This window comes from Gordoniibacillus kamchatkensis, from assembly GCF_000829455.1.
Classification (GTDB): Bacteria; Bacillota; Bacilli; order Paenibacillales; family NBRC-103111; genus Gordoniibacillus; species Gordoniibacillus kamchatkensis.
Genome location: NZ_JXAK01000024.1, coordinates 38,699 through 62,464 on the forward strand (window position 1 = coordinate 38,699; position 23,766 = coordinate 62,464).

The 23,766-nt window shown below is 41.9% G+C and carries 14 protein-coding genes, 1 tRNA gene and 2 pseudogenes; 14 read left to right on the forward strand and 3 right to left on the reverse strand.

Going from position 1 to position 23,766, the window contains the following annotated elements; genetic code table 11:
• Nucleotides 1-8 precede the first annotated feature (8 nt).
• The 14 genes and pseudogenes from SD70_RS14840 (at nucleotide 9) to SD70_RS36070 (ending at nucleotide 20,355) form a co-directional block, all read left to right on the forward strand.
• Nucleotides 9-1,685: an ATP-binding protein gene (locus tag SD70_RS14840; RefSeq protein WP_041048315.1), complete on the forward strand. Its 1,677-nt coding sequence runs from the start codon at nucleotides 9-11 to the stop codon at nucleotides 1,683-1,685.
• Nucleotides 1,686-1,696: 11 nt separating this feature from the next.
• Nucleotides 1,697-2,110, forward strand: coding sequence for a hypothetical protein (locus tag SD70_RS36970; protein WP_052487461.1), 414 nt, complete (start codon nucleotides 1,697-1,699; stop codon nucleotides 2,108-2,110).
• 17 nt (nucleotides 2,111-2,127) lie between these two features.
• Entirely contained in the window at nucleotides 2,128-3,366 is a 1,239-nt protein-coding gene (locus SD70_RS14845) for a hypothetical protein (protein WP_197081050.1), read from the forward strand.
• Nucleotides 3,367-4,388: 1,022 nt separating this feature from the next.
• Complete coding sequence (locus SD70_RS38090; protein WP_231571225.1) at nucleotides 4,389-5,381, forward strand: recombinase family protein; 993 nt, start codon at nucleotides 4,389-4,391, stop codon at nucleotides 5,379-5,381.
• Nucleotide 5,382: 1 nt separating this feature from the next.
• Nucleotides 5,383-6,150 (forward strand): recombinase zinc beta ribbon domain-containing protein, encoded by a 768-nt coding sequence (locus tag SD70_RS38095; RefSeq protein WP_231571234.1) that lies wholly within the window; start codon nucleotides 5,383-5,385, stop codon nucleotides 6,148-6,150.
• Between the two features lie 466 nt (nucleotides 6,151-6,616).
• The gene (locus SD70_RS14860) at nucleotides 6,617-8,248 is read left to right on the forward strand and encodes a hypothetical protein (RefSeq protein WP_156158031.1); all 1,632 of its coding nucleotides are present in this window, start codon (nucleotides 6,617-6,619) and stop codon (nucleotides 8,246-8,248) included.
• 55 nt (nucleotides 8,249-8,303) lie between these two features.
• On the forward strand, nucleotides 8,304-12,479 hold the full coding sequence (locus SD70_RS14865; protein WP_052487463.1) for an NACHT domain-containing protein: 4,176 nt from the start codon (nucleotides 8,304-8,306) through the stop codon (nucleotides 12,477-12,479).
• Between the two features lie 295 nt (nucleotides 12,480-12,774).
• Nucleotides 12,775-12,873 (forward strand) — tRNA-Thr (locus SD70_RS36060).
• Nucleotides 12,874-13,018: 145 nt separating this feature from the next.
• Nucleotides 13,019-14,253, forward strand: a pseudogene (locus SD70_RS14870) (class I SAM-dependent methyltransferase).
• A gap of 33 nt (nucleotides 14,254-14,286) precedes the next feature.
• Nucleotides 14,287-16,872, forward strand: a pseudogene (locus tag SD70_RS14875) (metallophosphoesterase).
• Between the two features lie 289 nt (nucleotides 16,873-17,161).
• Nucleotides 17,162-17,773 carry a TatD family hydrolase gene (locus SD70_RS38100; RefSeq protein WP_231571226.1) on the forward strand — a complete coding sequence of 204 codons (612 nt, stop codon included), beginning with the start codon at nucleotides 17,162-17,164 and terminating at the stop codon, nucleotides 17,771-17,773.
• A gap of 34 nt (nucleotides 17,774-17,807) precedes the next feature.
• Entirely contained in the window at nucleotides 17,808-19,079 is a 1,272-nt protein-coding gene (locus SD70_RS14890; RefSeq protein WP_041048318.1) for a hypothetical protein, read from the forward strand.
• 3 nt (nucleotides 19,080-19,082) lie between these two features.
• Entirely contained in the window at nucleotides 19,083-19,706 is a 624-nt protein-coding gene (locus SD70_RS33365; protein WP_082053368.1) for an NADAR family protein, read from the forward strand.
• 151 nt (nucleotides 19,707-19,857) lie between these two features.
• Nucleotides 19,858-20,355 carry an SF0329 family protein gene (locus tag SD70_RS36070; protein WP_156158032.1) on the forward strand — a complete coding sequence of 166 codons (498 nt, stop codon included), beginning with the start codon at nucleotides 19,858-19,860 and terminating at the stop codon, nucleotides 20,353-20,355.
• A gap of 116 nt (nucleotides 20,356-20,471) precedes the next feature.
• On the opposite strand, the gene SD70_RS14900 is transcribed toward SD70_RS36070, so the two are convergent.
• The 3 genes from SD70_RS14900 to SD70_RS14910 form a co-directional block, all read right to left on the reverse strand.
• On the reverse strand, nucleotides 20,472-21,476 hold the full coding sequence (locus SD70_RS14900; protein WP_041048319.1) for a hypothetical protein: 1,005 nt from the start codon (nucleotides 21,474-21,476) through the stop codon (nucleotides 20,472-20,474).
• A 141-nt stretch (nucleotides 21,477-21,617) separates the two neighbouring features.
• Nucleotides 21,618-22,442 (reverse strand): WYL domain-containing protein, encoded by an 825-nt coding sequence (locus tag SD70_RS14905; protein ID WP_041048320.1) that lies wholly within the window; start codon nucleotides 22,440-22,442, stop codon nucleotides 21,618-21,620.
• Nucleotides 22,429-23,739, reverse strand: a complete 1,311-nt coding sequence (locus tag SD70_RS14910; protein WP_041048321.1) for a helix-turn-helix transcriptional regulator — start codon at nucleotides 23,737-23,739, stop codon at nucleotides 22,429-22,431. The genes SD70_RS14905 and SD70_RS14910 overlap by 14 nt, the downstream gene beginning before the upstream one ends.
• Between the last annotated feature and the right edge of the window lie 27 nt (nucleotides 23,740-23,766).

Below are 23,766 nucleotides of genomic sequence, written 5' to 3' on the forward strand. Positions count from 1 at the left end.
GAGTCATAATGGCTAAAAATAAACTCATCGGCAGAGTTCTTGCCACTGAAAAGAGTCCGACAACCATAGACGAATTTTATTTCTGGACAAACTCAGATACAAAGCTCAACGCTTTTGACATCGTTAAGGTAGAGCGTGAGGATGGTACGGACACTTTTGGCGTTATTGAAAGTATCTCACACATTACTGATGCGACGAGCTTTCTTACAAACTTCATCTCGAGCGATTTTGGTGATGTTAATATCACCGAACCAACTTTTCGTGTTGGGATGAACTTTGCTCTTGCGAAGGTATCCTATAACACCAAGGGCGACTATACCCCTGTACACAATAACTCAAAGGTGTATCTTGCAAGTCCAGAGGAGATTACTTTTGCGCTCGGCTTAGATAAAGTCGAAAACCCGCTTGTGTGTGGTTCTTTGAAGATGTATGAAGGTACTGCGGATGAGGTTACTCTGCCTGTAAAACTAAACGCAAAGTTCTTACTTGGTTCAGAGGGGGCACACCTCAATATTTCAGGCATCTCGGGTCTTGCTGCAAAAACCTCTTATGCCATGTTTCTTATGAAGTCGATCCAAGACACATACGCCACTAAATTAGAAGAAGATGATAGTGTCGCGTTTGTGCTTTTTAATGTTAAGGGTCGAGATTTGATGGCAATCGACCGCCAAAATGAAGACTTGGATGACGAGACTGTTGAAGAGTATAGAAAGCTCGGATTATCACAAAAACCATTCAAGCAAGCAAAATACTATATTCCCTACTTTGATAGTAAGTCTGCAAAGCAAAGTACCTATTTGTCACGCGACGATGTTTCCAGTTACATCGACAGTAGGAAATTAAAGAAATTCAAATATGTGTATGAGGATGACAAAGAAAGCATTGAGATGATGTTTGCCAATGTGGAAGACCCCAATCAAACAATGGAGGCAATAGTTAGTAAGATTATCGACGAGCGTGATGCTGATTTCGGTGGTCTTAAGACTTGGGGCGAATTTTTAGACACCGTCAGCGAAAATTCGCAAAAGGGTTCAAGTGGTTCAAAAGGCGAGATTTCTGTATTAAGCTGGCGAAAATTTAAACGCATTGTCAACAAGGCTATTAAGAATGACGATATGTTTGCTAACAGGGTAATGCCTGAGCAAAGCGAATGCCGTCTGGCTGATGAGTTAAAGAATATTAAGAAAAACGAAGTTCATGTCATTGATATCGCTAAGCTTCCCGAGGACAAGCAAGCGTTTGTTTTCGGCGATGCCGTAAAAACCATCTACAACCTAAAATTGGGTGAGTATGATAATGAAAGCGGAATCGCCCCGCCTTCTCGCATCGTTATCTTCATTGATGAGCTTAATAAATATGCTTCAAGTGATGTCCCGAAGAGCTCACCCATTCTCAGACAGATTTTGGATGTAACAGAGCGTGGGCGCTCTCTGGGCGTTGTTCTGTTTGGTGCTGAGCAGTTTAGGTCTGCAATCCACAAACGCGTGACAGGGAACTGTGCAACTCACGCATATGGAAGAACAAACTCAATTGAAACTTCTACTAGTGATTACAAAAGCCTACCCGACACGTACCGAAATATGCTGACAAGATTGTCACAAGGCGAATACTTGATTCAAAATCCTGTGTTCCGCTCACTGTTGAAAATCAAATTTCCGAAACCGATATACAAACAATTCAAGTAGGAGTACAGGCTATGGCAGAATACGCTTTCGGCGCTAACATTATTGAGAATTTAACCACAGGGATGTACCAAGACTCTAAGGTCATCTATCGTGAGTACATTCAAAATGCTTGCGATCAAATTGACAAAGCAGAGCAACTTGGGATTTTACAGCCTCGCAATCCCAACAGCAAATATCCCGATTTAGGTCAGGGTGTTGTTAATATTTGGATAAAACCCGAAGAGCGGTACATAGTGATTGAAGATAATGCCACAGGGATTAAGGCTGAAGAGTTCCAAAGAACACTCGGCAATATTGCGATTCCGACAAAGTCATGGGGCAAGATAAAGGTTTTCGAGGAATCGGAAGGCTCTGCGGTTTGGCTTACTGTAAACGCCTTGTATTCACTTCGCGATGGGCTGGTGAAGATATCGTTTCCATCATGACCTGTGATGCGCTTAAGATGCGCAAAATGATAAATGAAGCGAATACAAAGGTGCAGAAACATTCAGCAAACGATGTTCTCAATGCAATGATTGAGTTCAGCACGCGCCCTGTTGATAAAAAAGATCCGGAACATTTTTTTAGAGTTGAACTGATTGATATAAATGACGAGAATGAGGAACTGTTTGGTGGCAATGACGAGAATAACCATGAGCAGTTAACGAATTATCTTTCCTTCGTTGCGCCTGTTCCTTACCAGGGAAATTTCATATATCGCTCAGAGATTTATGATCATGCAAGGAAATTAAACGTTCGAATTGACGAGTATAACATCAAGATTAATGGCGCGCAGATTTTTAAGAAGTACAAAACACATCTAAAGACTGGCAATGGGCCAGACGATGTTTTTGGAGTCGAATTTTATGATTTTTTTGCTGCTGATGAATCTCTCATTGGCTGGATGTGGTTTGGCAAGACATCCTTCAAAGCTGCTATAAAAGAGGACGAAATAAGTCGTGGGCTGCGACTGCGCAAAGAAAACATTCAAATTGGCGATAACGATACTTTGAGGGATATGTTTACCCGTGAAAAGCGCGGTAATAATTATTTTATTGGAGAAATTTTTGCTATGTCGCGAGAGTTAATTCCAAACTCCCAACGTGCTTATTTTAACGAGAATCCCGCTCGAATAGATTTTGAACACAAGCTCAAAGACTATTTTAATAATACACTATACTATATTTATCGTGAAGGTTCGGATATAAACAGCAGCATTAAGAAAATAAATTCTTATCATGACAAAGTTTCGGAGTTCGAAATGAAAGTAGCACAAGGTGGATTTTTGACCACAGAAGAGCGCGAACGCGAAGAGCATGACCTTAAAGCAAAAGAACAAGAAGCGGAAAAGGCAAGGAAGTACCTTGAGAAAAAGCGTGAAGGCGGACTTTCTATATTTACACCACAGATTATAGAACGACGAACCAAAGAAATAGGAACAATTAATGATAGCAAAAAGACCGACAAATCTTCAGTCGAGCCTCCAAAAGAAAGTGATGACCGTTCTTACGCGGAAAGCGAACCTACGACAAACAAATCTCAGAAAAAGTTTCTGGTCGACACAATGTTTCCGCGTGCCAGTAGAAGTGAACGCAAACTTCTATCAGAAACGCTTGACAAGATATTTGCCATTATTCAGAAATCAACTGACAAGAAGACTTCTGAAAAACTTATAAATAAAATTAAGGAAGAACTGAAGTGAGCCCACGGATGATTTTGCTCTTAGAGCCCTATTATAAGAACAATCGGAAATGGAAAAGCCGGCCGATGAGGGAAAAGCTCCTTATATCTTTTTGTCTTAGCGCAAACAGAAGATGCTTGGAATAAATGTGTAATTGTGTTATCCATTCCTCCGGTTCTCTCTCGTTACCGTCAATTTGATCATTTCAAAATTGCATTTGGAGCTGACAAAAAGCGGTGATCAGGGAAATTTCCTGCACCGTCTTTTTTGTTTTCCTCCCCCTACCATTCCCCTCTTATTTCGTCACGAAAAATTTTTCCCCGAAATCTCGCAAAACAGGTTCCGATTTTGCATCAAAAATGAAATGAATAATAGAGGGACATGTTCCGTTCCTCTCAATGAACTTTGACAACCGAATACAATCTTATCCGGTACGTTCCCCGCATGGCCGGGAAGGATAGCCAAAATTGCAGGCGCGCCAAGACCATTTTGCCGATTCTTATTTTCACATGCTTTTTCAACAGAAGCGGTAAAGTGCGAGCGATTTTGCCCATGCAATCCATAAATGGTGGTTCCATTTAAGGCGATGACCCATGCGGAGGGATAATGATACTTCCGTCCAGCCACAGTTCATCGCAATGGGGGCGGCTTGCAGCGATCCTGGGAGAGGTTTGAAGCCTATGAGGACGGCTAACCACTGTCCGCCGGATAGGATTATTGGAAGAGAAGCAACCAAAACAGAGGCGGAAACAGAGATGCGCACACGCGGTTATGTTTGTTGCGCATCTCTGTTTTTCAGCTTTGCTGGAATAATAGGAGGCAATTATGAACCATAAACTCATCCGGTACAGCATGCAAATCGCAATGATAAGACAACTGCTTACATTATCTTTGATTACCGAAAACGAATTTCATTTGATAAAGAACAAAACGATGCGGGATTACGGCATCATTTCGGACCTTACTTCTTGATTCGCACATTTGTCGGTCCGCCCATCTCTTATTAAACTGATGGCAAGTAAATAAGAATGGAGGACAACATCATGGCTCTTGAAGTGCAAGTGATTAAAGCAAGTCGGAAAATATCGGATCGCAACGCCGGAAAGTTATCGGATGTTCTTCGCGTCGCCCCTTATGCCCGCGTAAGTACCGACACTGAGGAGCAATTGAACAGCTACAAATCGCAAGTCGCCTATTATACCGATCTCGTAAGCAAACGCAGCGACTGGGTGCTGGTCGATATTTATGCGGATGAAGCCATAACCGGTACACAGGTAACGAAGCGCGAGGATTTTCAACGCATGATTAACGATTGTATGGATGGGAAAATTGATATGATCATCACGAAGTCTATCTCCAGGTTTGCAAGAAACACGCTGGATACGTTGAAATACGTCCGAATGTTGAAGGAAAAGAACATCGCCGTATTTTTTGAAGACGAAAATATCAATACGCTGACCATGGACGGCGAATTGTTGCTTGTCATTCTAAGTTCTGTAGCGCAGCAGGAAGTGGAGAACATCTCCGCCAACGTGAAAAAAGGTTTGAAAATGAAAATGAAGCGCGGCGAACTGGTGGGCTTTCAAAGTTGTTTGGGATACGATTACGATGTGAATACGAAAAAGATAACCGTTAATCAAGAAGAAGCCGAAATCGTCCGCTATATTTTTGAACGATATACATCGGGGATCGGCGCTTACGTTATTGCAAAGGAACTGACTGAGGCGGGACATAAAACCAAGTACGGAAGAGTCGAATGGCAGGACACAACCGTTCTTGGTATCATAAAGAATGAGAAGTACAAAGGCGATTTGTTGCAAGGAAAGACATTTACCGTCGATCCAATTTCCAAGAGAAGATTGGACAATTACGGCGAGGAAGATCAGTTTTATGTCAAAAATCATCACGAGCCGATTGTCAGCGAGGAAGTTTTTGAAAAGGCGCAGGACATATTGCATCGAAGAGGCGAGAATCGCCGCCGCGGCGCGAAAGGCAAGCGGGACAAGTACAGCAGGAAATTTGGCTTTCAGCAGTAAGTTGGAATGTGCTTTCTGCGGAAGCAACCTCTCGCGGCGGAACTGGCACAGCGGAACCCCGCATGAAAAGGTGATTTGGCAGTGCGTGACAGCCACGAAGAAAGGGAAGAAATACTGCTCTCACAGCAAAGCTTTGGAGGAAAAGCTGATTGAGGGTGCTTTTGTCGAATCGTACAAATTGGTGTGCCGTAACAATTCGGATGTGCTGGATGAGCTTATGAAAAGAATGGAGTCCGTGTTTAGCGACCAGAATAATCAAAAGCGACTGAACAAAATTATCAGCGATATTCAGGCTACGGAGCAAAAACGTTGCAAACTGATTGATTTGTGCCTGGATGAGAAAATAGACAGGGCTACTTACGAACAGAAGTATGCGGAGCTCGATACTTCGCTTACTAAATTTCTCGAAGAAAGGGAACAGTTGGAGCAATCCGCGCAGGAAGAAATTGATTTGGGAAAACGGCTTGAACATTTTCGCAAAGTGCTTCATACGAATGAGGTTCTGACCGCATTCGACCGGAACGTGTTTGAAAGCATTGTCGATAAAGTGATTATTGGGGAGAACCCCAATCAGGAAAGTCCCGAGCCATACAAACTAACCTTCGTTTATAAAACCGGCTTTCATAACAGCATTCAAAGCAAGATGCATAAGCAAAAAAAGCCCTTGCGAAGTGAAAGGGGGAAAGTGCCTTCCTATTCCGAGAACAACACACGTAGAATCGGTGGCTTTGTTGGTGAGGAATGGTACAGAGGGTTGAGAATGCAGTAGTGGAGCGGGTTTGGGGAGTAGTACAGGTGGAACGAAGTAGTGAAACAGAGGCAAGAAAATAGTAGAGTTGACTGATTGTTGACGAATTCGGTAGGTTAGGTTTAATAAATTTAATGTTAATACTGTGATGTAGGAAAGGTACACCCCTCAAAAAATGAGGAGGTAGTACCTTTTTCTTGTATAATGAAACCATCACGAGGAGCAGGTGAGCCAATTGATTCAATAACTGCAATAAAAAATAAGTACACATATTGAATTATATAACATGTTGCTAAAGCTAATATGTTGGGACAAATCAATCACTCATTGGTTTGTCCTTAGTGGAGGAGTACCTAAAGCAAGAATACTTTCTGGATAATGCAGTTGGCCCGATCAGGATGTTCAAATATTTACTGCACAAAATCATTATTGAGTTGAACGACGCCGACAAATACGATGTCGTTCAAGTAATAAGGGGGAACTTATTTTGTCAATGGAACCATTGTTGCATCCAGAAAATTATACTATCGAAAAATGTAGTGTTGACTTATTAAACTTTCTTAGGCAGTTTAAAATAGAAGATGTATTTCGACTTATTGGTTACTCCTACATACGTTTAAATCATGAAGCAGCTACCTCTAGTGGATATAAGATTTCACCTAAATTAATGGTTCACTTACCGTTCATGTATGCTGAAAACGCATACAACGGTGTGAACAGAATTAATGACTATGATTCTTCTTTTAACCATTTAGTAGATCTGCTAGAAGATATTTATTACTGTCACTACAACGTGGCAACTACAGGAGCAAGTTCAAATCATTTGCATGAAGACATGGCTTCAAATATGTATATGAATTTTCACTTTAACTTCCCTGATATTTCTATAAGGCAATACTTGGATTTTTTCTATAAACACGTTGACATACTTGAACATTATTTTAATATGGTTGAATTATCCGGAGATCAGATTATCAGAGGCCTCTTAATAGTGCTGAATTACGAAAGAGCATGTAAAAAATCTTTAATGTTAAGGATGCAAAAAAGGTGGCAAGAAATAACAGACAGCCACTGTTTTGTTGATATACGATCTGATACACCAATCAGCAATAAGGTACGAACACATTTTACTACAGATTGCATTCGTATGTTATTAAATAAATTCGATATTCCGGCAAACATATTTATTGATGCGATGTTCTTTAATGTGCATCAACAAGATGTAATTTCCTTTGAGTATCCAACAAATATATATAAAAAGTACAGAAGTTATTTTGGAATAAAATATCATGAGAAGATCTTACTACCAAGAAATCATTATATTTTAGATCGTTTGTTTAATATTATCGAGGACAGTGAACTGTATATTGATAAAAGGAAAGGAGATTACCTAGAAAATAGAGCTTACGAAATTATTAGTAAATTTTTTGGGGGAGAGAACGTTTATAAAAATTTGTTCGATGAGAACGGAGATGACCAAGATATAATTGTTTTATATAACGGATATCTTCTATCCATTGAATGTAAAGCAACTAAGTTAAAGGAACCTTTTATTAACAAAGAGAAATCAGAAACAAGATTACAGCGAAACTTTAAGCCTTCATTGCAAAAGGCCTATGAACAGTCTGAAAGAATTGCTATACACATGAATAAGGGTACTGCGAAGTTTTACAATTCTCGTAATAGAGAAAAAAGAGAATTAGTTATAGACTTATCAGCAATCAAAGTTACTTCAATTAGAAGCATAGCCGTAACTCTGACTCCTTACCTAAATCTCGGTACAGATATTCATTTAATGCTAAAAAAAGAAGGTGTAATAAAGGAACCTTGGTCGATTGATATATTTTCTTTAGAACAGATACTATTAAAATGCATGCACAATTATAATATAGATTTTTTTATGGGTTTTCTTGAAAATCGTTTGGACCTATATGGTTCCGTTTTTTCAGTATCAGGTGATGAATTAAGTCATTTTGGAACTTACATTAGATATCGTGAGCTATTTAACCAGCGTATTGAAGGGGTTACTACTCATTTAGGACCTGGATATAGGAGTTTTGCAAACGACTTTATAGATTTAGACAACTACATGGTTTTTCGTGACTACTTAGGCATTTAAGCAAGTAACCCTCTCTTTTTCAGCGAACTAGTATTATATCACGGAGGTGCCTCTATTGAACGATATAACTTTTTCTTGGAAGAGATTCTGGTGTCCTCGAACAGGTACAATTAATTTATCCGATGATGGCTACCTGTACAATCCTGAATCTGAGTATGGACATATAATTAATAAACATGTTGTTCCTTTCGATAAAATAGCAGGGATTCCTTGCTTAATATTATTAGGAGAACCAGGTATAGGTAAAACAGAGGCTTTACGAAATGTTATTAATTCGGAAGAAACCCCTACTCTCAGGATTGACCTTCGTTCCTATGGAACAGAAGCGCGGTTAATCCAAAACGTATTTGAAAATCCTTTGTTTGAAGCATGTCTGAAAGGAGAGCACATTTTACATCTCTTTTTGGATAGTTTGGATGAATGCTTATTGCGAATAGATTATGTGGCAGTTTTGTTGGCAGAAGAAATTAAAAAATATAGAACCAACCCGAACCTAAAAAATCTTTTTCTAAGAATCGCTTGTCGAACCGCCGATTGGCCAAGTCTACTTGAGCGAGAGTTAATGGAGATATGGGGAAATAATAACATTCTGATCATGGAGTTGGCACCATTACGAAGAATGGATGTTTATAGCGCTGCAGTCGAGCTTGGTATCGATGCTGATAGGTTCATTGATGAAATACGAGCAAAAGAAGTAACCCCACTTGCAATTAAGCCGATCACACTAAAGTTTCTTTTTAATCTTTATATACGACATGGCAACTTTCCATCAACACAAAAGGAGCTTTATTTGCAAGGCTGTGAGCTTCTCTGTGAAGAAACAAATGAGAGCAGAATTGTATCTCGGAATATAGGGGATTTGAGTGCTAAGGATCGTTTGAAAGTAGCTTCGCGTATTGCGGCATTAATGGTTTTTTCCAATAAATACGCTGTGTGGCGTGGAATTAATTTTGGAGATGTTCCTGAGGAGGATATCACCCTAAGAGATATTTCGGGCGAGCATCCGCGTCAAAGAGATGTATCATTAATAATTCCCGAATCTGAGATTGATGAAACCCTATCGACAGGCCTATTTTCTTCAAGAGGTTTGAATCGTTTCGGATGGGCCCATCAAACGTATGCGGAGTTTTTGGCAGCGTTATACATCACTCAAAATGAACTATCTCCGGTGCAAATTATGAGCATTATTGAGCATCCTCTTGATTCAGAACGAAAGATAATTCCGCAACTTCAAGAAGTTTCAGCTTGGATGGCAACAATGAATATAGAAGTGTTCCGTCACATCATCAAGTGTGATCCGCAGGTACTTCTTCGAAGTGACGTGGCAAGTGTAGATGTTGAAGATAGAAAGTCTTTGGTTAATGGTCTGATGGAGTTATATAGCGCGGAAAGAATTAAGGACTGGGATTTCGATGAATATTTCTATAAATTGTATAACCCATTTCTTGATAAACAAATTAAACCATATGTATCTGATAAGCAACATAGTTATGTGGCGCGGCGTGCCGCCATTCGAATAGCAAGAGCATGTAAACTAGGTGTACTGCAGGATGATTTACTTGAGGTAGCATTAAATAAGGATGAGGAGTATCAAGTTCGAGTTCAAGCAGCTTACGCACTTTGTGAATTGGCAGATGAACAAACTAAAAGGAAGATGCTTCCGTTAGCAAAGTCCGAGTCAGGAGAAGATGCTGATGATGAACTAAAAGGTGCATCACTCCGCACATTGTGGCCTCAGTATTTATCTGGAGAAGAACTATTTTCGCTGCTAACTATTCCTAATCGTAGAAATTTCACCGGACTGTACAGAATGTTTTTGAACTATGAAATTGTCGATAAGTTACAAGTTAGAGACTTACCAGCTGCACTACGATGGGTTTTAAAGCATGCTGATAATTACCATTTTGATCATCAAATTGATGATTTAATTTATGGAATCATGAACAAGGCAGGCGGGTATTTAGGTGAACCTTTAGTTCTCAAAGCTTTCACTGATGTTATACGAGTAAGATTAGTTCATCATGATACCTTTAATTATATTACTGATTTGATTCTGGATAAAAATACGCGCCGAGCAATCCTATCTTCGTTAATGTATACAACTTGCGAATATGAAGAAGTGTTTAATGCATCTGTATTTTACTGTTTTATTAAATCCGAGGATTTATCATGGATGATTGAACATCTACAGAGAGAGTCTGTACCAAAATTTAAACATAAGTGGGCTGTTTTGATAAAATATACGTTTAATGACTCTAATCCTGAAGATGTGGAACTTGTTTATAGTGCCATTCAGAACAACGAAATGCTGGCTGAACAATGTGGACAGTTTTTTATTAGTATTCCGATAGATTCTGAACAGGCTCGCGAGCTCAAAGATAGTTACATGCGAAGGGTAAAATGGCTGGAGCCGAGAAAAGAGTATCCTCCTATTCACCCATCTATTGATGAAAGAATAGGCTTGCGTTTAAATGAATTCGAAGCTGGGGATTTAGATGCTTGGTGGCGTTTAAATTGGGATTTAGGAATTAAAGAAGAAAATAGGCGCGTGGAAGAATTTGAGCCTAATATAAAATCACTACCCAATTGGAGTAAGGTAAGTATTTGCGATGAAGAGCGTATGTTATCTGCTGCACGAAAATATTTAGTGGAGAAAAATATTGATGCTACTGACTGGTTTGGTACAAACACTCTTCATAGACCAGCTATGGCTGGATATAGGGCTCTAAGGATGGTTTACGAACAAGACTTTAGGTTTTTACTATCGCTGACTTCACCCCATTGGGAAAACTGGTCTCCGGTTATCTTAACACAATGGGTATCGTCAGAACGTGAAGAAGAATTGATACGTAATCAATTAGTTAAGTTAGCCTATAACAACACACCTGATAGAGTAATTTCACATTTATTACAACTTATAGATAAAGAAAACGAGCTGCATTCTAATGTATTTATAATTAAGTCTATGAAAGAATGCTGGGATGCTAGACTAGGAGAAGTGGTCTTAAATAAGTTAAAGAATCAAGGGCTAATGCCGGAATCTATGAAGTGCTTACTTGATGAACTATTAAAAAATCAAGTTGATGGAGCAGAGGAATATGCCAAATCTCTAATTGCGCATCAATTCTTAGGTGATGAAGATTTTCGAAAGAAAGCTATGATTGCTGCTGTTGTGCTGCTGAATAACTCCGGAAGAGTTGGCTGGGAAACTATTTGGCCACTTAAAGAAGCTTATCCTGATTTTGTCCAAGACATTGTTTTTTCTTTTTCAAGCGGATTCGAAGGAAGCAAATTATTCCAAGACTTGCCTGAGACAGCGCTTGCCGATTTTTATATCTGGTTGGTACAGAGATTCCCTCATAAAGAAGACCCGAATCATGATGATGAAGAGATGGCCCATTTTGTTGGACCTCGGGAAGAAGTAGCTGATTTAAGGGATGGGATTTTACGCTATTTGACTAACAAAGGGACATTAGAATCTTGCAACCAGATTGATCGGTTAATCTCAGAACTTCCAGAACTTCCGTGGTTAAAGTGGACACTGATAGAGGCACAAGGAGTCACTCGTCGAAATACTTGGTCTCCACTTCTCCCTATAGAAATTATCCAGTTAATAGGGAATAGAAATAGCAGGCTTGTTCAAAGTGAGGAACAATTATTGGAGGTGCTAGTTGAATCTCTTAACAGGCTTGAGCAAAAACTGCACGGAATTACACCGGAAGTCATGTGGCTTTGGAATGAAATCGATAGACGAAAATATAGGCCTAGAACTGAAAATGAATTTTCCGACTATGTAAAGCAACACCTAGTAGAAGATCTTCAAGGTAGGGGGATCATTGTTAACCGAGAAGTCGAAATACGAAGAAGTGCTGGATCGTTGCCTGGGGAGCGAACAGATATTCATGTTAATGCAGTATTATCAGGCGGTGTAAGAGAATCTCTTGAGATAATTACAGTTATTATCGAGGTTAAAGGAAATTGGCATCGAGAACTTTTTCAAGCTATGGAGACACAATTAGTAAATAGATATCTTAAAGAGGGCAAGTGTAAGAACGGCTTATATTTGACTGGTTGGTTTGCAAGTTCGAGTTGGGATGCAACTGATAATCGTAATTCTGCAATTCCATCATGTGGACTTGAAGATGCCAAGGTTATTTTGAAAGATCAGGCTGCAATTTTGTCTAAACAAGGAGTTAATGTTAGATCATTTGTAATGGATTTAAGTCTGTAAGTTACATGAAATGATATGTTTTAAAGAGACAATCCTTTTCATTTGGGATAAAAATTGAACATAGAAATAGACCTAAGTTTATAAGAGTTTGATGTGAGATTCATACGGGTTCGTTGGGGAGATTTTTGAAATCTACATCGACTCTTCTGCTGCCTTTAGTAGTAAAATATTACTTTCTACGAGACGGCTTTAATGTTAAAAGATTAAATTCATTTATTAGATAGGTTAGTTTTCCCACCTCGTAATACTTTCACCCTGTTCGTTTTCTTATAAGTAAGCGAAAATACGATCAGAAGGCAATCGCCTAATGGTAAGGCCGAGATCATCGAGGCGCATGAACGGGTTACTTCGCCTGGTAAGCGACGTGTCGTTGGTTCGAATCCAACTTTCGCTGATGAGCGGAATAGCTCAGTGGTAGAGCAGTCTGTACCTATTCGACATCTTTCCTCGATGATCTCTTTCTAAAGTATGGACATGTAGTGGTGCCGATAAAGGTATCTCATAAGGTTCCCAAATTGTAATTTTAGGAGTAGATTGAGATGGCAATCGTCCAAGTTAGATCCACTAATCCGCAGTTTTCGTTTTTGATCAAGAAAAATCCGAACTCCGGCATGATGCTTCGCTCAATCCGCAGGGGTATGGCGTACGGCTGGTACACGGATCAGCAGACTTTTAATGTGTATTTTAAAGATGCGGACAATGAGATTTCCTATAAGCAGCACGAAAATGAGAACTTCGAATATCTGAACGTATCGAGATACAACACGCCCTTATTTTCGCTGAATGCGATTAACGAATTTTTCTCTGCGCCGCTTAAGGCGCAAGACGATCGGGACGTTGAAGGCTACGAGCATACGTTTTTCATCAATATGATACATATCGAGCTGGTTCGGTACATCGAGTTTTTCGAGAAGCACTTAAAGGATTTCACTTTCGAAATTACCCACCAAGCTCATAAGAGCTATTCTCTTACCATTACGACACAGAAGAGTCTGTACCAGCTGCTTCATGCCGTAAGTGTATTATGCTTGTTCCTCTCGATGTTCGGAAACGAATATATCGATATCTCGGACAGCATTCTGGATAAGTACATCAAGAGCATGAATGTGATTGATGCACCGTTTTATATTCGCAGCCTCTTTGTGCGGAATTTCCTGTCTACGAGGGACCGGTTCCAAAAATACAAAGCGGAGCTCGAGAAGACGGACCGCTATGATATTCAATTCGCCTACGGAGGTACGGCTCTCCAGCGGAGAAATTATATCGGTAGCGCGTTAGCTTTTGATAAGTCGATCTTGGATGTGGGGTGCGGAGAAGGGTTTATGCACTTCCTTTTGCCGGAAAAATCGAGGGCAGCTACTATGCGGTCGACATCAATGAAGAGCTGTTGGAGAAAGTGCAACGTAAAGCGGAGGCAAGAGAGATCGATAACATCGTTACATTCACATCGATCGATCAGTTCCTTGAAAGCTACAATGGGGAGCAGGTTGATGTGATTTTGACAGAGGTCATTGAACATATGAGTCAGGACGAGGCCAAGCAGCTGATTCATCAAATCTGTGCGCATGTCGATTTTGACAACTTCATCATTACAACGCCCAACGCCGACTTTAACCGCTACTACGAGCTGAGCGATTTCCGGCATGACGACCACAAGTGGGAGATGGGCGAAGAATCTTTTAAACAATGGATGCGCGATGTGATTAAGGAAACGAATCTGCATGCTGAATTTGTTGCTGTCGGAGACGGCGTCAACAATATCCAAACTACGTAGGGCGTCATTCTTAAGAAAAGGGGGGCCTGACATATGGAGATTCAAACGAGGGTCCACACGATTTTCATGCTGGTCGGGTCTACGGAATGCGGTAAAACGACGTTTGCCAAGGAAGTGCTGATTCCGGGGCTGCGTTTTGAGGATACCAGCCGTAATGTCAGGGCCAACATCCAATATTTGTCCTCTGACCAGATCCGCCAAGAGGTACTTGGATATGAATACGACAAGTATGATCAGGTGATGCTCGAGTCTAGCGAGCAAGCTTTTCACCTGCTGTTTGAAAGACTGAAGATGGTGACGTCTTTTCCGGTCAATGCGGAGTTTGTGGTCGTTGATACAACCGGGTTGTCCGAGGATTTTCGGGCAAAGGTGAAGGAGATTGCGTTTCAAAACAATTACAATCTCGAGGTCATCGTCTTCGATTACCGGAAGCGGGAAGATTACTACGCGTCGGAGCGTTCGAAGAAGCTGATCACGAACCACATTAACCGGCTGAAAAAAGAGGTTCTCGGTTCGCTGCCCCGCGAGGGATACGGTAAGATTCATAAAGTGCGTGCTAAAGACTTTTATGTGGCCGAAGAGAGAAGGGCGAATCCGGAGTACCAAATCATCTTTGAAGATTTGGATGCATACTTGGCGACGATTCTCCCTCAAGAACAGCAGTACATCATCATTGGCGACGTTCATGAATGTGTGGACGATTTGAAGGGGCTGCTGCTTGACCACGGATACAAGATCGAAGCGGGAAAGCTGGTTGTGTGCGATAAGCTGAAGCAAACCAAGCTGGTTTTGGTTGGAGACTGGATTGACAAAGGTAAGCAAACGAAGGACATCGTTGAGTTTCTGTACGATAACCGGGAGCATTTTTTACTTCGTACTTGGAAATCACGAGAATTTCGTCGATAAGTATATCAAAGGTGAAATTGGTGGCGTTGATCAGGAGCTGCTCCATACGTATTTTGACTCGACATAGGTATTATTGAACGATTCGGAACTGCTGGGGAAATTCCAGCACCTGGTCTCGATTTCGAAGCCATTTTATCGGTATGTAGGTGCCAGGGGGCCGTCCTTCTTTGTCACTCACGCCCCGTGCCGGAATAAATACATCGGCAAGCTGGATACGAATTCTGTCCGGCATCAAAGGAATTTTCGAATCGATCGGGAAGCGCCGCTGGAGGGGCAGCTTGCTTTTTTGCAGGAGGAAGCGATCAAAAATCATCCATACCACGTGTTCGGGCACGTCACGGCCAAGCAGTCTTTCCGGATCGGTAATAAGATTCATATCGACACGGGAAGCGTACATGGCAACATGTTGACCTCCGTCAGTATCTCGTATAAACCGTTTATGAAGTCCCGGAAGTCCCGCCAATCGGTGATCACCGAGGAACTGCAAACCTTATTCAAAGTGGAACGTAAGGTTTCCGTTCAAGACCTTGGCGAGGATGACATTCGCAGACTCCATTATTGCTCGCGAAATAAAATCAACTTCATCTCAGGTACGATGTCACCAGCTGACAAGAATGAAGAGACGAATGAACTGGAATCGTTGAAACGCGGTCTCGAATATTTCAGGGAACGCGGTGTTCAACAAGTCGTCCTGCAGCCCAAATATATGGGCTCGAGATGCAACGTTTATTTGAATAAGGATCTGGAGCAGTGCTTTGCGGTCAGCCGCAACGGTTACAAGATCAATCACGTGGATTTAACGGAGATTTACGGCAAGCTGCTGCAGAAATTCGGCAACTTTATGGAAGAGCGGAAAATTGCCATGCTGATTCTGGATGGAGAGCTTCTCCCGTGGAAGGCGCTGGGAGAGGGGCTGATCGAAAGACAGTTCAAGCCCATTGAAAAAGCGTTGGAGACAGAGCTTACGTTCCTGAAGCAAAACGGTTTTGAGGAAGTCTTTAGTAAGCTCATTGCCGAATATGGGCGAGCGGTTTTGAAAAAGACCAGCATCATACCGCGAAGTCCGCTTTAAGTGAAAAGTATGGTCCCAGTGTGTACCAAAACTACAAGTATGTCCATGAAATCAGAGATACTTATGTCCCGCTAACTGAGCACGTGGAGTCTTATCAGACGTACAGAAGGCAGCTGGAGCTGTATGCGGAAGACGAAGCCATGGAGTATAAGCCGTTTGCCGTTCTAAAAATTGTGTATGAAGACGGTAAGGAAGAAATCCCGGAATGGAAGACTTCCGAGATGTATGGTTTTCTGTCGGAGGATGAGGCACTTATGATGGACTTGTCCGAACCAGACTGCCTAGAGAATGCGGGGCGTTACTTCTCCAAACTTACGACGGAGAACCATATGGAGGGCATTGTGATTAAGCCCGAGCTGTGGAACGGAAAAACGGTGCCTTATATGAAGGTGCGAAATCCCGATTATTTGTCCATCATTTACGGGTATGATTACAAGTTTCCGCATAAATACCGAAAGCTGCTCAAGCAAAAGAATGTGAATCAAAAGCTTCGCACCTCACTCAATGAGTACCAGCTTGGGATGCGAATGCTGGCGGTACCATTTGAAGAGATTGCGCCTGAGCATGAGGCATATAAAGAGATCGCGGCCAATTTGCTGTTTGAAGTTGCGCAGGAGCGGGAGATCGATCCGCGTTTATAATCATGATATGGTGTCTGAACCATTCAGTGGATTCGGGCACTTTTTTTATACATGGAAATCTCGGAGCGTTTAGGTCTAACCAAATATTCCCGTTCCCTGAGGATTTGAAAAGGTTATAATGCGATTAATGGGAGTAGGCACAGGAGCTATTAGGAAGTGAAGTGGAAGCGATGTTAAATCAAGCAATGGAAAAAAGCTTAAGTAAAATGATGACGAAGATTCTTCGGCACACCCCCGAGGATTTTGGCGTTGTCTTAGATCCAGTGACGGTTCGTGTACGTTAAGCACTTTGCTGGAAGCCATTCAAGCCCAGCCGAAATGGGCGTTGGTGAGGCAGGAAGATATCGAGCAGGTTGTACGCAACTCGGATAAGCAGCGTTTTAAAATCGAAGTCGGTCGCATAAGAGCACGGTACGGTCACAGTCATGATAAAGTTCAATATACACCGGGAGAACCTCCAGCCATTCTATACCATGGGACAAACAAGATAGCTCTCCAATCGATCTTGAAAGAGGGCCTAAGTCCGATGAGCCGGCAGTATGTTCATTTGTCGGAAGGCACCCATTTTGCAACGCTCGCGGGAAGTCGTAGAGGAGAGCTGGTGATACTCAAGGTAGACACGTTGGGCTTCTATATCGGGATCACCGGCTGGATATGTGATGAACGAAGAGGTAAGCATCTGAAGGACCTTGTACGAATGATTCCGCTAGACCGGCTTATGATCGAGACAGACGCACCGTTCTTGACTCCACGGGACGTAAAAGAAAAGCCAACGGATGGACGGAACGAGCCTGGATTCCTGCCGCATATCCTGCAAGCCGTAGCACGATGTATCGGAAGACCTGCTGAAGAGGTAGCTAAGGCAACAACTGAGACAGCGGCTGAGTTTTTTGGAATTTGATGATGTCGAAAAGAAAGTTTGCAGGAGGACATGAGTGCTTTTAAAACAATTTCGTTATGATTTGGCTTGTGGGTTAGGGAGCATCATTCTTTACTTGAAGCAGTCCCCCAAACTTACTAACAAGTACATTGATGCCATATATAATGCCTGTATAAAGAACACCGCATATGATCCCCAATGTGATATAAGTAGGGAAGATTACCTTTGGGAGATCATTCAGCTTTCCCAAGAATCTGAATCCCTTCAAGAGCGAATTCTTAGTGCTTTGGAGAGCAGTATAGACGGATGGGATCTATGTCAGGTATATCGGTTAGCGAAGATTTTTGCCCTAAACGGTAATTCAACAGCATTATCAGCCATGATGAGAGGGTTCCGTTACCACGAAGAATGGAACAGTTTCATTGGCGGAGAAGAAATCATACAAGCAGAAGGTGAGCAAGGCTTCTTGTTTGTAGCAAGCCGAATTGGAGAGCAAATATTGTCCTCTGACTATGAGGAGGATAAATTTCTATTGGAGTTTGCTAAAGAGCAATTAGGGGAAGAAAAAGTAGCTGCTCTACTCGAAAATCAGTGCGATACGAATATTCGGGCATTCATGCAATCAGCCGGCCATCATCGCTGGGAAACCCAATCGAAACCAATTCATTCAGTAACTTATGATGAATTGAAAACGTCCATCGGGTCTGCTCCCGGAGCCTTATATCGTTATATCAGATGGGGGATGCGTGCTTCAAAAGAAGACTTGTTAAGGGCAGCTAACGACCTGCTAGAAGAGAAAAATTCAAAAAAGTTAATTGCCTATCTGTATATCTTCGGAAAAACGGCTTTCCCGCTTGATCCACAAAAAATGATCGATTTAGCCCATTCGAAAAATAGACGTTTGCGTTCAGCGGCTGTTGCTGCCCTTAGTAATATAAAGGAGGAGCGTATACACCAAATTGGAATCCAGCTAATTACTAAGCGGTCTACTGAAATCGACGCGCTTGATCTATTCATTCATAATTACTCCGAAGATGACTTGCACTTATTGGAAGGCATTGTTTTCGGAAATCACAATAAGGATTCGTTTCATGATGTCGGGTTCAGTATTTTGAAGATTTTCGCTAATAATCCAACTCCATCTTGTTGTAAGATACTGGCCGAACTTTATAAAAAGGGGCTCTGCACCCATTGCCGAATGCGTTGTATAGAAATAATGATGTACAATCACATACTGCCTACTTCCATTCGAAATGAGATCAGGTATGATTGCAATCCAGATATCCGAGAACTATGGATAAAGAACTCAAGCGTCGGGCTTCCCTGACCGATGCTTAAGCCGAGGCTCGGAGCTTATTGGCAGTATTGTGATTCGCGAGTTTATTCAACTGGAGCAGCTCGCCAATCATCGTGGCCAACGGCAGAGCATTATTTTCAAGCCATGAAGTTTGCAGGTACAGAACATGAAGAGTTCATTCGATTAGCACCGACCGCTATGGAAGCAGCTAAAATGGGCAGAGATCGAACACGGCCGCTTAGAAGGGACTGGGAAGATTGCAAGGTCAATATAATGAAAGAAGCGGTTCGAGCTAAGGTTCAACAGCAACAGGAAGTTAAACAAATCTTGATGTCTACGGGCAATTGTATTTTGGTTGAGCATACTTCCAATAATTCTTTCTGGGGTGACAATGGGGATGGAACCGGACGTAATATGCTCGGCCAGATTTTGATGGTAGTTCGCAACGAACAGGAGGGTTATTCACCAGAGTTCTTTCTGCCACAATGGTTGGTCTATCCTGAGCACCATCCCTATAACATGTTTTGGAGGATGGGAACAGGAGAGACTTATCTTATGTACTTATGGGAATGGCGAAAAGGCTTGAGTAAAGAAGCATTACAAGAATATGACGCTTACTTTGTCCCTCCGGCAGACTGGAAGAGGGATGAAGAATAATCGAGTTCGAGAAGTGCATTAGGATGATTCAAAAGGGAGAATCAAGGTGTTGCATGGGGTTTTAATCAAAAGCAGAAGGAGCTTAAACGTGGTGGGTACGACAAAGTTTCATCGTTCCAAACCACACAATTAATAGAAAGGAACTTTTATTATGTGGTCAAAATTAAGGGTGAAATTAAAGAGTTTTATTACCGAAGAGCTAAGGAATAGAATTGATATTCATTTAACTCGATATCATGATGCACATGACGGTTATGGCGAGATATGGATAACATTAGACGAAAAAAAGATTTTTGGTGGCGGATATTACCATTGGTATATGACACCTGTTCCCGATGAATTATTAAACTCATTTCAACTTAAACATGGATTTCACAAAGATTTCTATAAAGTAAATATTGAATCCAAAAATGTTGAAGAAATAATGCGATATGGGGTTCACGAAACAAGTCATATACTCATCAATCTGGATAACTATATTAATACATCATTTTCAGAAAGTCTGACTTCTAATAATCCCATATATAAAGCATTTTCATTAATAGATAGAAGGTTAGGGAGACGCAGATTTGAAGGAATAACCCTAAGTGATGATGAACATCCATTAGTAAAGATTTTCTATAAACTTAGACAAGATTGTTTTAAGTAAAATTAATAAAGAATTACTGATCACGCTTGTACTCCGACGCGGTAAAGGTCAGCAGTGTTGTCTGCATGAATACAGTTCTCCGAGATACCCCGGGAAGACCAGAGCTTTTTAATCGATCAATTCCTATCAATCTCAAGGGCAGAAATTGCGTACTGAATAATGTTTTTGCGAATTTCCTCTAGCAAATTTGTTGTCCCATGCATAAGTGCATACTCACTTACACTTACTTCTTTACCATCTTGTTGTAACTTCTTGACCAACGAAGATAATGTATCTAACGGATTTATCGGCGCGCGTAAAAGCGATGAGGTTATTTCAACCAGTATTTCATTTGGATTTATATCTTGAAAATGAAGTCGACCAGCAGTTTTTTGGATTTGTACTTCATATTGATCATTATGTTCGAGAATTTCCCAATCGGGCCACAGCTCTTTCATTCTCTGAATGATATTTGAAAACGTATCCGCATGCCATATGTCGATTTGCTTGTTGTTGAAGTCCAGATGAACTCCGGAAGACGGAAAATCCCCTATCCAGTCTCCAATATGAAATTCTTTATAGCCAAAGGATCTATTGCAACTCTGTAAGAGCTTCGGGCCATGCAGCAAAAATCCTTCGATGCCACCATATAGCGGGAAAATCAGTGTTTCCTCGTCATCAAAAGTAATACTAACAATAGTATCAACCCAACCCTTTTCCTCAGGTGGAGCTAAACTTATTCCAGCTAAATCATCATCTTTGCGGGATAAAACAACTTCTCTAGGAACTCCAACATATCCTGCAATATCGACGATACCCTCATTTGCCCACTGGAGCTCCCAATCCCCCCATACTTTTTGCATTAACCTTAGGAAGATTCTTCTGTATGGAATGCTCCATAGTTCTTCTTCACCGCCAAAAAATAAAAGCAGTTTTTTCTCTGCATCAATGACAACTCCGCCTTCAGCCCAAATATCGTCTAACCAACCTGTCTCATCTATCTTAGATTGTGCCTCAACAAATGAAATCGCATGTTGGGGTCCCCAAAACAATTCTCGGGGAAGAGTGTTGGCGCACCAGTGATTATAGTAAAGATCATATCGATCTTGATGAACGATAACCAGATTAGCTCGTTGCCCCATTGATCGCTCTCCTTATTCCGCAACTTCACTTCAAAATCGAATTGGCTTGAAATCATTCTGATCATCAACAAGAATCACTGGCTCTCTTGTAATGACTTTGTTAGCATGTCTTTGACCTCCAACAGCAAAATTCATGACCAGCTACGAAGATAGCTCCTCATCGGCCGCAATGACCACGTAACGTTCCAAAGCTTTCGTCGATGATTCGAGCATCCGTCTTTTCAAATAATCGCCTTTAACCACCCGAACCCGCTTCCCCAGAAAACGGATCTTGGAAAGTAAATACTCCATTTCATCTCCAAGAAGAGAAACACGGACTCGAAAGGTATCGTTCTCCGTATCGTACTCCACATTTTTTTCAAAGCTGGAGAAGGCGTACAGGATGCGAGACAACTCAGCGTTATAAACTCGAACAATTTCAATGACCGCTTCGCTTTTACGCGATTCAAGAGTTTTTCCAATCTTCTTAATAATGCTTTCCGCTGCAAACGGATCGATAGGTTCTGGCGTGACAGAATGGATCTTCTTCAGCCTAGTGCTCATGAAGGCATGATGACGGATGTGATACCAGAGCAAATACCACTCTCTTTTGACCATGGAGTATTCCAGTTTGTAAGGAAAGCCCGAATGATCTGTGTTCACACGGCCCCCCTTAATCTCATAGGTAATACGTATGCCTGTCTTATTCATGATGTGCCGGCGCAAAGGCCGCAGGAGCGGGTGGTAGACCTGCTTTTCCATTGTATGGGCTTTTTCAATCAAGTGTTGGGATATATCCATCACCTGATCCGTTTCGAGGGCTGAATGCAGCTTGTCTAACGTATCCGCAGTGAAAGCGTCAGCTGCCGCGGGATGTTCCAGCATTGTCTTCAGCCATGCCCGTTCGTGCGAAGTGACCATGAAGGTACCGGAATCCTCTAGCCGGGAGATGATCTGGTGATTGAATATTTTCTCAAACAGATTCATAGTAAGACTGAATCTCCTTCCATTCGGCAATCATTTCCCGGCGAAGCTGAGCAGGCTCAAGAACCTCACAGCTGGAACCGAAACTCCGCAGCCACGGCTTGATTTCGGTAATCCCGTTCACGGTAATCTCGTAGATAAACGAATGTTCATCTTCAAACACAATCTGTCCCCACTGTCCCTGCAGCATGACCCGCTCTTTGACGAAGTTAGGTTCAGAACCTTCAGGATTATAAAATCGGGCGCGCACTGTCACCGGCCGTCCAGTATCGATCAGCCAACTGTAGCGTATTTTCTCAGTAAGCTCGCTTTTCTTTTCCTCATACCAAACCTCGTCAACGGATTCGTCCTCTTCAATTTGCGTGATACCTTCCATACGGTATTTCCGAATCCCCTCTCGGCCGTGGGAAAGCAGATACCATCTTCCGTATTGATGATCATAGACAATCTTAAGCGGCAGCGTCTTTTCAGCTTTGCCCTCCGAATCCCGTTCAAACAGGGGATTGGTGTTTTTAGAGGCGTAGCTTTTTTCAGACTTAGGTGAGAAGTACAGAAACCGGACTTTGCGGCGGTGACGGATGGCATGGAGGAGCGTGAACAGATGTGCCTCATCCAAGATCCTCGAGTAGTAGTGATATTTATATAAAAATGGTTCTACGGCATACTGCCGGGCTTGATTGCGTAAAAGATGTTTCTTCAGTCCATCACGCAGTAGATAGCCTTGAACGGAAGGAACCTGTGTGTTCGCCATCACATCCACAAAATCGTACAAATCGAGAAGCTCCTCATCCGATAAGCTGCGAACCAAGTCGTCTTGAATGCAATACCGGAAGGGTCGAGGCCCAGGCTCCCTCTTGATGACTCCGACCTCCTCCAGGTACTTGAGATCTGATCGAATCGTTTTTTCGTCAGGCAAAGGAAGATCGGAAGGTAGGCCGCTGCAGCACATATCTAAGAGTTCCATCGCGGTCAAAGCCTGTTCATTCATCGCTGCCAAAAGCAGCGAGATTCTTTGGCTTTCGGATTCCTTAACGGATTTGGCGCGAAACAGAAACAAGAGCAGCGGGTCGGTGGAGTCATAATAGCTGAACCGAAGGGATTCAGAAAATTCTTTGCTCTGTTCCTGTGATAAGTTCTGGTGCACGGAGTTGACGACCTCTTTGAGCCGCCTGATCGTTTTATCAAAAGTGTGGACGGAAATGCCCAATCTTTCTGCGAATTGTTGCCTGCTGAACGCTCCACTTGTCAGCACCAACATACGCAGGAATTGAATTTCTTTATCGAAGCTTTCCTTCGCCAAAGGTATCCCCCGTTCAAATGAAACATC

Bases quoted from the DNA above. Each gene is read 5' to 3' on its own strand.
- SD70_RS14840 (WP_041048315.1), top strand. From the start codon at position 9: ATGGCTAAAAATAAACTCATCGGCAGAGTTCTTGCCACTGAAAAGAGT.
- SD70_RS36970 (WP_052487461.1), top strand. From the start codon at position 1,697: ATGGCAGAATACGCTTTCGGCGCTAACATTATTGAGAATTTAACCACA.
- SD70_RS14845 (WP_197081050.1), top strand. From the start codon at position 2,128: ATGCGCAAAATGATAAATGAAGCGAATACAAAGGTGCAGAAACATTCA.
- SD70_RS38090 (WP_231571225.1), top strand. From the start codon at position 4,389: ATGGCTCTTGAAGTGCAAGTGATTAAAGCAAGTCGGAAAATATCGGAT.
- SD70_RS33365 (WP_082053368.1), top strand. From the start codon at position 19,083: ATGCTTAAGCCGAGGCTCGGAGCTTATTGGCAGTATTGTGATTCGCGA.
- SD70_RS36070 (WP_156158032.1), top strand. From the start codon at position 19,858: ATGTGGTCAAAATTAAGGGTGAAATTAAAGAGTTTTATTACCGAAGAG.
- SD70_RS14900 (WP_041048319.1), bottom strand. From the start codon at position 21,476: ATGGGGCAACGAGCTAATCTGGTTATCGTTCATCAAGATCGATATGAT.
- SD70_RS14905 (WP_041048320.1), bottom strand. From the start codon at position 22,442: ATGAATCTGTTTGAGAAAATATTCAATCACCAGATCATCTCCCGGCTA.